Source organism: Paraburkholderia phenoliruptrix (assembly GCF_019511605.1).
GTDB lineage: Bacteria > Pseudomonadota > Gammaproteobacteria > Burkholderiales > Burkholderiaceae > Paraburkholderia > Paraburkholderia phenoliruptrix_A.
This window is the reverse complement of the sequence record NZ_JAEUAV010000030.1, coordinates 80,438-90,695: the sequence shown is the minus strand read 5'-3', so window position 1 is coordinate 90,695 and position 10,258 is coordinate 80,438. Positions and strand designations below refer to the sequence as shown.

Here is a 10,258-nt window from a genome sequence, read left to right as displayed (position 1 = left end):
AGCGAAAAGCTGGGCAAACAGGAACGCGCGCAAGCGCGAAAGCAGCCGCGTGACACAGGATCCAGGTGGGTCAGGTTTACTTCGGCGAATCGTCGAAAGGCGGGTCAGAATTCAATCGGCGTTGACAATGAAGCGGTAGTTCGACGCTTTCAGATCGATGGCGCGGCTACAGGCGGCCTCCAGCCGTGTGGCCCCGTAGTCCTTGCCTAGCCGCAGTACGCCCAGACAGGCGCGGTAGGCTTGCTCAGGGTGTTGGCGGCCACCGAGTAGGTGCTCGACGACGGCGGCGGTGTGTGGCCCGATACTGGCGGCCCATTTGAGCAGGCGTTGCGGATTCCACTCGATGGTGGCCGCCCGGTGGTTCGGGGGCATGTGCGCGGCGATCGTGCTGTGATGGCCGCGCCGCTCGCTGCGGACGTGAGCGGCAATGCGCTGGCCGCGATGGAAGATCTCGACGCTGGTCCTGGTGTAGCGCACGTCAACCTGTTCGCGCGCGTAGCGATATGGCACGGAGTAGAAGTGCTCGACGACTTCGACGTGATAGTCGATCGCGACGCGCGCGAGCTTCCACTGGGCGAACTGATACGGCCGCTCGGGCAGCGGCCGCAGCGTCGGGCAATCGAGTTCCTCGAAGGCACTGCGGCGACAGCCGGGCAGCTTCTTGAACGGCTTGTCGTTCAAACCGACGAGCAGTGCGGCGATCATGCGGTTCGCTTCATCGAGGCTGAACAGACGCTGGTGGCGCAGCCGCGCCAGAATCCAGCGCTGAACGAGGAGCACCGATTGCTCGACCTTCGCCTTGTCCCGCGGGCGCCGGCTGCGCGCAGGGATGATCGCCACGCCGTAGTGCGCCGCCATCTCGCCGTAAGTGCGATTCAGAATCGGATCGTAGAAGTCGGGCTTATGCACGCCGGACTTCAGGTTGTCCGGCACAACAATCTCCACGCACCCGCCAAGGAACGTGAAGGCGCGCACGTGCGAGCCGATCCAGTCCTCGAGTTGCTGGGTCCAAGTCGCTTCCGCGTACGTGTAGTTCGACGCGCCGAGCGTCGCGACGAACAGCTCGGCTTCACGGATCTCGCCGGTGTGCGGATCAACGATGCCGAGCTTGTTGCCCGAGTAATCGACGAACAGCTTCTCGCCGGGCGCGTGGGTCTGACGCAGCGTCACCGGCAGCGTGGCCGCCCAACGCTCGTAATGCTCGCAGAACCAGCTGTAGCCGTAGCCCTCGGGCTCCTGGGCCTTGTACTCGTTCCACAACAGATCGAGCGTGACGCCCTTCTTGCCTAACTCGCGATGCACCGTCGGCCAGTCGGGCTTCGGGCGCTCGCGGTTCGACGGCGGCGCCGGCGGGAACAGCAGCGCCTCGAGCGCCGTGTCGTCCATCGCGCTCGCCTGTTCGTAGTTCAGTTGCGCCCGTCTGGCTCGATCCAGGTACTCCCAGACCGTCGCCTTGGACGCGCCGATCGTGCGCGCGATTTCGCTTTGGCTACGCTCGCAGACAAACCGCAGGCGCAGCGCTTCTTTGATCTGACGCATGGATAACCTTGTTCTTGGCATTCGCGGCACCCCGGACCAAATCGTCCAGCGTGCCATGGTTATCCCGCGTCGCCGCCGTCCTTCCTAGCGTTCGCTTACGCGTGGAATGTGCGTTCGGTTTGCCGTGGAATCAGCGTTCGCTTTGCCGTGGAAACTGCGTTCGGTTTGCTCTGGAAACCGCGTTCGCTTTGGCGTGGAATACGCAGCAACCGATTCAATATCGTTGACCGACTTGAATGATGCACTTTTCGACATGGACATATCCTCCGTTTTGCTTGCCCTGCAGGGGTGGCCAGAGCGATTTGTGATCGCCACGGCCGCTGCAATACGGTATGCCAAGTCTCCTGCGCCGTGATGCCGCCACCTCTCGGGAAGCTTGCCGATCGTGCTGACGTTACTGCCCGGACAGACGCAGCATCGCCTCTGGGTAGCGGGCGCCCTGGATGACGATGTTGGCGTGCTGGATTTCGTCGAGGTCAGCTTGGTCGAGCGTCACCTCTAGCGCACCGATGTTTTCCTCGAAGCGCTCCAACTTGCGCGTGCCGAACAGCGGCACAATCCAAGGTTTTTGGGCCAGTAGCCAGGCAAGCGCAACTTGGGCCGGGGTCGCACCGTGTTTCTCGCCGATCTTGCGAATCAGATCGATCAGCTTCTGGTTTGCCATCCGAGCTTCCTCGGCGAAGCGCGGCGTTTGCGCGCGAATGTCGGAACTGTCGAAAGTGGTGTTGGCGTCGATCTTGCCGGTCAGGAAGCCCTTGCCCAGCGGGCTGTACGGCACTAGCCCGATGCCGAGTTCCTCGATGGTCGGGATGATCTCGGCCTCCGGTTCGCGCGTCCACAGCGAATACTCGCTCTGCAGCGCCGCCAGCGGCTGCACCGCATGCGCGCGGCGGATCGATTGGGCACTGGCTTCGGACATGCCGAACCACACAACCTTGCCCTCGGCGATCAGATCCTTCACTGTACCAGCCACGTCCTCCATCGGTACCTCGGGATCGACCCGATGCTGGTAGTAGAGATCGATGTGGTCGGTGCGCAGTCGCTTGAGGCTGCCTTCGATGGAACGACGGATCTGCGCGGGCTTGCTGTTGAGCCCGCCCCGGTGCTCGCCGGTTTCCTGTTCGATGTCCCAACCGAACTTGGTGGCGATCTTGACCCTGTCACGGACCGGCGCGAGCGCTTCGCCGACCATTTCTTCATTGGTCCAGGGGCCATAGACCTCGGCGGTGTCGAAGAAGTCCATGCCGCGTTCGACTGCGGTGCGGATGAGGGTAACCATTTCTGCTCGGTCGGGTAATTCCCGTGCCTTGCCATAGCCCATTGCGCCGATCGACAGGCCCGAAACTTCCATGCCCTGGCCGAGTTTGCGTTTGATCATGTTGTGTCTCCGTCTTTCGGAATGATGCGAATGGTTGCGGCTCGAGCCCGAGCGCTGGTCATCGGAGTCAGGTACTGGCTCTTGCTGTACTTGGCCCTATACGCCTCGTCGATGCGGTCGTTGAGCGAGCCTTCGACCGACTCGAACGCGACTTCCCGAGTCATGCCAGCGGCAATAATGCGCCCGCCTTTCTGGCGGATCGCAGCTTGGTACCAGCGCGAGCGCTGGCCGTTGTAACCGCGTACGTACAGCTCACCATCCACCACTACCTCCCAGATCCATGTCGGAGTGCCATAGGTGCTGCCGTCCTCTCGGAATGGCGCGATCTTCAGGTCGTCGGCCCGGTCGATCCGCGCCAGTTCCTCCTGTGTCCAACTCATGGTTGATCTCCTTCGATTAGTTGAGGCGATTCGGATGACCTATCTCGCGTCCTGTCGTTTCATCGCGGTTTCTCGCCCCGCATCAAAGGCGCAACAGACGTTCCGCGTTGCCGTGGGCAATGAGTGCCTTTTCGGCATCGCTCACGGGAAGTGCATCGATGAACGCCTGCGCACCGTCCAGGCTTTGGTAGGGGTAGTCGATGGAATGCAGGATGCGCTTCGCTCCCAGCAATGAATGAACGAACTGGAAGTGTGGCAACGTCAGCATGCCGCTGGGTGTGACGTACACATGCTCGCGATAAATCTGCACGATGGGGCGGCTCAGGCCGGAGGCTTCCTGCGGAATCGAATCCTCCAGGCGCTGTAGGTAGAACGGCACCATTTCGCCCCAGTGTCCGCTGATGAGCTGCAGGTTCGGGTAGCGGTCGAACACCCCCGCCAGCAACAGACGCACGACGTGGATACCGGCCTCGTTGTGCCAGCCCCAGGCGAACATCGACAGGCGCGCACTCAGCTCGCGATTGAATCCCCCGTAGTACGGGGCTTGCACCGCCGGCAACGGCAAGCCGGGATGGACGAACAACGGGACGTGCAAAGCATCGAGCGCCGCCAGGATCGGGGTGTAGCGCGGATCGTCCAGGAAGGTTTCGCCGGGACGGCCGTTGATGAGCGCCCCTTTCAGACCAAGCTCCGTCACTGCCCGCTCCAACTCCCGCGCGGCCGCTTCCGGCGCCTGCCACGGCAGGGTGGCAAAGCCGGCGAAGCGCTCGGGATGCGCCTGCGCAGTCTCTGCCAGCCTGTCGTTGGCGGCGCGATTCAGATCGATGGCTTCTTGAGCTGGCAGTAACTGGGGGAATCCGCCATAGGAGAGCACCTGCATGCCAATGCCTGCCGCATCCATGTCCGCCAAGCGCGCAGCGCCCATGTCCAGCGCCTTGTGTGCTGACTCGCTGGCCGCTACCACGTGCGGACGGCTGTGATCGGCGACGTTACGGCCATCGGTCACGCGGCTACCCCAGTCGGGAAGATAGGGAGCTTCAGCCAATGCACGCGCCTGTGCTGCCTTGCCAATGGCCGGATCGAGCACGTGCTCCTCAACGCAGATCAGTTTCATAAACACCTCTACAGGTTTGGATGTGCTTTGTCCGATCCGCGATCCACTCTTCGGCCCTCTGTCAGGTTGTCGCCTTCAACTGAGCGACGACCGCATTGCCCACGCCACGCGCTGAGGCCGGGTTCTGGCCCGTAACGAGGCGGCCATCGGTTACCACCTTCTCTGACCAGTTAGGTGCTGGCTGATGCAGCGCGCCGCGCTCCTTCAGCGTGCTGGCCAGCAGATACGGCACGACCTTGGTGTATTTGACCTCGGCCTCTTCTTCATCGGTGAAGGCAGCGACCTTCTTGCCTGCGACGAGATAGCCGCCGTCCGACAATGTCGCGTTCACCAGTGCCGCAGGGCCATGGCAGACGGCCGAAACGATGCCGCCAGCCTCCCAGATCTCGCGTATGACCTTCTGCAGGGCCGCGCTGTCTGCAAAATCCCACATCGTGCCGTGGCCGCCCGCGAAGAAGACCGCCGAGTAGCGCGAGGGATCGAGATCGCCGAGCACGAGGGAATGAGCCAACGCGTCGCGGAAGCCCTTATCCTGCCAGTAATGCGCGTTGACCGGGTCCGACAGGTCAAAGAAGTCGATCGGCGGATGGCCACCGCGGATGGAGGCGATCTCCACCGGGATGCCAGCGGCCTCGAAAACTTCCAGCGGGTGGGTCAACTCGACCATGGCAAAGCCTGTGGGCTCGCCGCTGTCCCCACGGATGGGGTGGCTGGTCACCACGCACAGGATCGGTTTGATCGTGTTTGTCATGTATCGGACTCCTCAGGACTTGATGGAGGCCATGTCGATGACGAAGCGATACTTCACGTCGCTCTTCAACATGCGCTCATAGGCTTCGTTGATGTTCTGGATGGGGATGATCTCGACGTCCGAGGCGATGCCGTGCTTTCCGCAAAAATCGAGCATCTGCTGCGTTTCCGGCACACCGCCGATGAAGGAACCCGAGATGGCCCTGCGGCCCCGCACGACGCCGCCGGCGTTCACCGGCGTGCTGAGCGGCCCCATGTAGCCGACGAGCACAAGGACACCTTCGAGTGTCAGTGTCGGCATATAGGGATTGACGTCGTGATCGTAGGGGACCGTATCAATGACTACGTCGAAGCGACCGGCAACGGCCTTCATCTGCTCTGGATCATTCGACAACACCACGTGATCGGCACCCAGGCGGAAGGCGTCTTCTTCCTTGCCCGCCGAACGGGTGAACAAGGTCACCTCGGCACCGAGCGCCCTGGCCAGCTTTAGCGCCATGTGTCCGAGTCCGCCCAAGCCGATCACCGCCACCTTACTGCCTTTGCCAACGTTCCAACGGTGCAGCGGCGACCAAGTGGTGATGCCGGCACAAAGCAGCGGCGCAGCGCCCGCCGGATCGAGCCCGTCGGGCAGCGACAGCACAAATCTGTCACGCACGACAATCGCATCGGAGTAGCCGCCATAGGTGACGCTGCCGTCCTGACGGTCGATGCCGTTGTAGGTAAACGTCGAGCCTTCGACACAGTCCTGCTCCCAGCCTTTCATGCAAGGCTCGCAGTGCTGGCAGGAATCGACCATGCAGCCCACGCCGACCATATCGCCGGCCTTGAAGCGTGAGACAGCCGATCCGACCTGCCGCACGCGCCCGATGATCTCGTGGCCGGGCACGATCGGAAACGTAGTGAAGCCCCCGTGGTTGCGTGCCAAGTGCAGATCGGTGTGGCAGACGCCGCAATAGAGGATGTCGATGACAACGTCATCAGCTCGCGGGGCGCGTCGCTCGAAAGCAAAGCGTTCGAGCGGGCTGGAGGCCGATTGAGCGGCGAAGCCGAGTACGTTCATGATGGTGGATACTCCTTTTCTCGTGCCACTGGCTTTCGAGGAGGGCGGCCGCGCCGTATCCGCGGCGGGGTCGTTCGCCCTGCGCGGTGACGGTCGAAAGCGGATTTCAGGCGTTACCACTTGCGAACAGCGTTTCCCAGTTGGTGAAGGGGCCGAGCGGGATCACCTCCCAGCCGATGAGACCGGCTTGGGCGAGCGGAAACTCGTCGAGCGCGGCCTTGGCGGCTTCGACCGATTCAGCTTCGGCGATAATCGCCACACCGGGACGGTCCTGGCGAAAGTAGATATCCCGAATGATGCCGCCCTTGTACATCTGCCAAGCGTGGCGCGCTTCGTCCGCCATATGCGGCGCATATTTCTCCATCGTGGCGCCCGGCAGCGGAACGTCGAGGCAAAGCAATTTCATGGGTTTTACTCCTGGGTGGATGGGTCCGGAACGGTCTATGCAGGATTGAAGCGGCCGGCCGTCTGGGCAACGCGCTTGCCAAGATATGAGGCGGTATCCAGATCGCTGCGGCCCGGTGTGAGATCGGCGCTCTGGTCAGTGTTCGACTGCGTCATCACGCCGAGCCAACTTCCGTGGCGGTTGAGGTCGTTCTCACTGCCGGTACTGCTTGCGTTGCCAGGCATCATGTCTAGGCCCACCCAGATCATGCCGTGCTGAGCGGCAAACAGCGCCATGGAAACCAGCGCGTTCAGCTTGTCTCCGTGCTGGGCACCAGAGTTGGTGAAGCCGGCGGCGATCTTGTTGCGCCACTTCTGCGGTGTCCATGCAGCTTTGGTCGAATCTTCGAAGAACTGCTTGAAGCGGGCGCTAATCATGGCGTTGTAGGTCGGCGATCCAAAAATGATGGCATCGCTTTTCTCCAGCAGCGCCCAATCCACCGGGCCCTCGGCAACGGGGATGAGTCTCACGTCGGCACCTTCTTCTTTGGCTCCTTCCGCAACGGCTTCCGCCACCCGTGCCGTATGGCCGTAACCACTGTCATACACAATTGAAATCAACATCGATCTGCCCTTGTTGTTGTCCATGCGCGCAGCGAGGGTTCGGTCAAGTCATTGGTCTTTGACGCGCCCCGGCTCAACATCGCAGCAGGTGTTTGCTGCTTCGCCACTCTAATGTAGAATTTATAAAAGCATTGGCGGTCATTTTTCCACTCAGTGCATCGTTTTTTTCTACAATCGCGGGGTTTGGCCGTGCGGGACAGATTTGATGGCGTGCAGTTGTTCGTGGAGGTTGTCGAGGCCGGCGGCTTCGCGAAAGCCGGTGAACGGCTTTCGCTGACGCGCTCTGCAGTCGGCAAGGCCATCGCACGCCTAGAAGAGCGACTTGGTGTCCAGCTCTTCCAGCGAACCACAAGAAGCCAAAGCCTGACCGAGGACGGCCAGCAGTACTACGAGCGCTGCCTGCGTGCCATCGACGAATTGCGTGCGGGCGAGACCATGCTCGAGAACGGCCGGCGGGAAGTGATCGGTAAGCTGCGGGTAACGCTGCCCGTTCTGTTCGGCCGTCACTGCGTCGCGCCCATCTTACGGTCCTATGCGCGGCAACATCCCAAACTCGAGCTGGAACTGAGTTTCAGCGACCGCCAAGTGGACATGATCGCCGAAGGTTTCGACGTCGCCGTCCGCAACGGTCGCCTCGGCAATGGCTCGACGCTGCACGCGCGCCGCTTGGTCAGCCAGCGAAAAGTGCTGTGCGCCTCGCCAGCCTATCTGGCGGCATGGGGCGAGCCGCGCACGCTGGCTGACCTCACAGACCACGACCTGCTGCCGTACTGGCGCAATGATCATGGCTTGGTCTGGCAGCTTCCTGACGCGACGGGTGCGCTCGTTGACGTTCCAGTCATCTCGCGTCTGCGTTTCGACGATCTGGAAGTGATCGCGGACGCCGCGGTCGAGGGCATGGGTTTGGCCTGGCTGCCCTACTGGCTGATCCGAGAGCGGATGCAGCAGGGCGAACTCGTTGAAATATGGGGCGATCGGCCGAGCGCGGCCATGGAGTGCTACGCGGTCTGGCCCGCCGCCCAGTATCTGCCACTCCGATCACGCCTTGCGATCGACGTGCTTGCCGCCGAACTGGAGAAATACCCGGAAGATTGAGGCCACGGCGATTCCAGGGCGCCGGCGTCACGCGCTTCTCCGATGCCTTAACTCGCCGCGGCCGTTTTCGCAGCACTTAGGGGGCTATGTGCGCTCCATTGTCAGCAATCCCCGAGCGTGAACCGTTACCCAGCTTGAACACGCTAACTGCTTGCGTAAGGCCTGCCGCTTGTTCTTGCATCGACCGCGCCGCAGCAGCAGCCTCCTCGACCAGCACGGCATTTTGTTGCGTCACCTTATCGATCTGCGCAATCGCTTGAGTTACCTGCTCAATACCCGAGCTTTGTTCGCGGGTGGCGGCTGTGATTTCGCCCATGATGTCAGTCACGCGCTTCGTGCTTTCGACTATCTCAGCCATGGTGATACCCGCCTGGCCGACCAGTTCGCTACCTTGGCTAACCGTTTCCACCGAATCGTCAATAAGTGATTTGATATCCTTAACCGCCGCAGCTGATCGTTGGGCCAACGCACGAACCTCCTCAGCCACAACTGCGAATCCCCGCCCCTGCTCGCCGGCACGCGCTGCCTCGACCGCGGCGTTTAGCGCCAAAATATTGGTTTGAAACGCGATGCTCTCGATCACACCAGTGATGTCCTCGATCTTCTTGGAAGACGCATTGATTGATCCCATCATCTGCACCGCTCGCGATACCACCTCCCCGCCCTTAGCCGCAACTTCAGAAGCCAATACCGCCAACTGATTGGCTTGGCGTGCGTTGTCCGCGTTCTGCCGAACAGTAGAGCCCAACTCTTCCATCGAGGCCGCCGTCTCCTCCACGGATCCGGCTTGGCTTTCGGTCCGGGCTGACAGATCCATGTTGCCCCGAGCGATCTGCACGCTGACAGAAGCGACGGCTTCCGACCCTTGGCGCACAACCGCGACTACATCGGCGAGGCTGTCTCGCATGTGCCGCATAGCCGCTAGCACGCTCGAACTGTCTCCCGCGCGAAGTTGCACATCCACGGTGAGGTCGCCAGCAGCTATCTCACGGGCAACGTTGGCCGCATAGGCCGGTTCGCAGCCTAGCTGCCGACTTAGCCAGCCAGACATAAGCCATGCGAGAAGAGCACTTGCGATGGACGCCAGTGCGCCCAAGAACACCGTCAGCGTACCCGTGGTGGTTACGGTTTTCTGTACCTGATCGGCACTCTTTCTCATTTGCCCCCGCTGAAATACAAGAAAGCGATTCAGACTGTCACGCATCGCTGTCTGTAGAACGTTCACTTCGCCAAACAGCAGGTCGCGCGCTTCTACATTCTTGTTTTGCTTAACTAACGCAACAGCTTTGTCCAGCGCTGCATTGTAAGGTCCGCTTGCTTCGATAACCGCCTGAAGCAAAGCTCGCCCTTCATTCGACTGGGTCTGCGTCGTCAGTTTTCCGAGAAGTTCATTGATATTGGCCCTCGCATTATCCACACGGATCCTCTGTTCGGCCAAACCCTGATCGCTGCTTAGGACCACGAGCTTTAGTGTTGCGAGAGCCAAGTCACCGACATCGTCAGCGACCTGGCTCGCTTCATCGTACCCGGGCAGCCGCTCGTCGACGAGATATCTTACGTCGCCGCCGATGTTACCTAACTGGTAGCGAACCACTAACGTAATTAGCAATCCCAACAGTACCAACAGCGCTAAGCCCGCCCCCAACCTGGCAGCAAAAGTCATTTCTCTACGCTTCATTCCCAAACTCCTTCTTTTTTTCGAGGAGAAAAGGCGCACGTGGGCAGGCGCCGGAGGTCGCATGCCTCCGGCGCGATGGCGGCGCAAATTGCAAAATTTCATCGCCCGCTAAGCTGGGTGGGTTGCTTCTAGAAGATAATCTCGCGTGCCGTGATGGGAAATGTGCGTCGGCACGCCGAGCCACCGTCACCAGCAATTCCTGCACGATGCGAGAAGTTGCTGCACACGAAGCATCTTTCGGCAAGATAAGTAC

At 61.2% G+C, this 10,258-nt stretch carries 9 protein-coding genes and 1 pseudogene; 1 reads left to right on the top strand and 9 read right to left on the bottom strand.

Going from position 1 to position 10,258, the window contains the following annotated elements:
• Positions 1-126 precede the first annotated feature (126 nt).
• The 8 genes and pseudogenes from istA to JNB89_RS27285 form a co-directional block, all read right to left on the bottom strand.
• Positions 127-1,560, bottom strand: a pseudogene (gene istA / locus JNB89_RS27320) (IS21 family transposase); the annotation flags it as partial.
• A 373-nt stretch (positions 1,561-1,933) separates the two neighbouring features.
• Positions 1,934-2,917 (bottom strand): aldo/keto reductase, encoded by a 984-nt coding sequence (locus JNB89_RS27315; protein WP_220364277.1) that lies wholly within the window; start codon positions 2,915-2,917, stop codon positions 1,934-1,936.
• The gene (locus tag JNB89_RS27310; RefSeq protein WP_220364276.1) at positions 2,914-3,297 is read right to left on the bottom strand and encodes a DUF2255 family protein; all 384 of its coding nucleotides are present in this window, start codon (positions 3,295-3,297) and stop codon (positions 2,914-2,916) included. Before JNB89_RS27310 ends, JNB89_RS27315 begins: the two co-directional genes overlap by 4 nt.
• A gap of 82 nt (positions 3,298-3,379) precedes the next feature.
• On the bottom strand, positions 3,380-4,411 hold the full coding sequence (locus tag JNB89_RS27305) for an amidohydrolase family protein (protein WP_220364275.1): 1,032 nt from the start codon (positions 4,409-4,411) through the stop codon (positions 3,380-3,382).
• Between the two features lie 61 nt (positions 4,412-4,472).
• Entirely contained in the window at positions 4,473-5,162 is a 690-nt protein-coding gene (locus JNB89_RS27300) for a type 1 glutamine amidotransferase domain-containing protein (protein WP_220364274.1), read from the bottom strand.
• A 12-nt stretch (positions 5,163-5,174) separates the two neighbouring features.
• Entirely contained in the window at positions 5,175-6,224 is a 1,050-nt protein-coding gene (locus JNB89_RS27295) for an NAD(P)-dependent alcohol dehydrogenase (RefSeq protein WP_222859077.1), read from the bottom strand.
• 106 nt (positions 6,225-6,330) lie between these two features.
• On the bottom strand, positions 6,331-6,630 hold the full coding sequence (locus JNB89_RS27290) for a superoxide dismutase (RefSeq protein ID WP_220364273.1): 300 nt from the start codon (positions 6,628-6,630) through the stop codon (positions 6,331-6,333).
• A gap of 35 nt (positions 6,631-6,665) precedes the next feature.
• Positions 6,666-7,232: a flavodoxin family protein gene (locus tag JNB89_RS27285; RefSeq protein ID WP_220364282.1), complete on the bottom strand. Its 567-nt coding sequence runs from the start codon at positions 7,230-7,232 to the stop codon at positions 6,666-6,668.
• A 210-nt stretch (positions 7,233-7,442) separates the two neighbouring features.
• Between JNB89_RS27285 and JNB89_RS27280 the strand changes: the two genes are divergently transcribed.
• Positions 7,443-8,327, top strand: coding sequence for a LysR family transcriptional regulator (locus JNB89_RS27280; protein WP_220364272.1), 885 nt, complete (start codon positions 7,443-7,445; stop codon positions 8,325-8,327).
• A 76-nt stretch (positions 8,328-8,403) separates the two neighbouring features.
• On the opposite strand, the gene JNB89_RS31325 is transcribed toward JNB89_RS27280, so the two are convergent.
• A complete protein-coding gene (locus JNB89_RS31325) occupies positions 8,404-10,005 on the bottom strand; it encodes a methyl-accepting chemotaxis protein (RefSeq protein WP_276572780.1) in 1,602 nt (533 codons plus the stop codon).
• Positions 10,006-10,258 lie beyond the last annotated feature (253 nt).

Bases quoted from the DNA above. Each gene is read 5' to 3' on its own strand.
- JNB89_RS27285 (WP_220364282.1), bottom strand. From the start codon at position 7,232: ATGTTGATTTCAATTGTGTATGACAGTGGTTACGGCCATACGGCACGG.
- JNB89_RS27300 (WP_220364274.1), bottom strand. From the start codon at position 5,162: ATGACAAACACGATCAAACCGATCCTGTGCGTGGTGACCAGCCACCCC.
- JNB89_RS27315 (WP_220364277.1), bottom strand. From the start codon at position 2,917: ATGATCAAACGCAAACTCGGCCAGGGCATGGAAGTTTCGGGCCTGTCG.
- JNB89_RS31325 (WP_276572780.1), bottom strand. From the start codon at position 10,005: ATGAAGCGTAGAGAAATGACTTTTGCTGCCAGGTTGGGGGCGGGCTTA.
- JNB89_RS27305 (WP_220364275.1), bottom strand. From the start codon at position 4,411: ATGAAACTGATCTGCGTTGAGGAGCACGTGCTCGATCCGGCCATTGGC.
- JNB89_RS27295 (WP_222859077.1), bottom strand. From the start codon at position 6,224: ATGAACGTACTCGGCTTCGCCGCTCAATCGGCCTCCAGCCCGCTCGAA.
- JNB89_RS27310 (WP_220364276.1), bottom strand. From the start codon at position 3,297: ATGAGTTGGACACAGGAGGAACTGGCGCGGATCGACCGGGCCGACGAC.
- JNB89_RS27290 (WP_220364273.1), bottom strand. From the start codon at position 6,630: ATGAAATTGCTTTGCCTCGACGTTCCGCTGCCGGGCGCCACGATGGAG.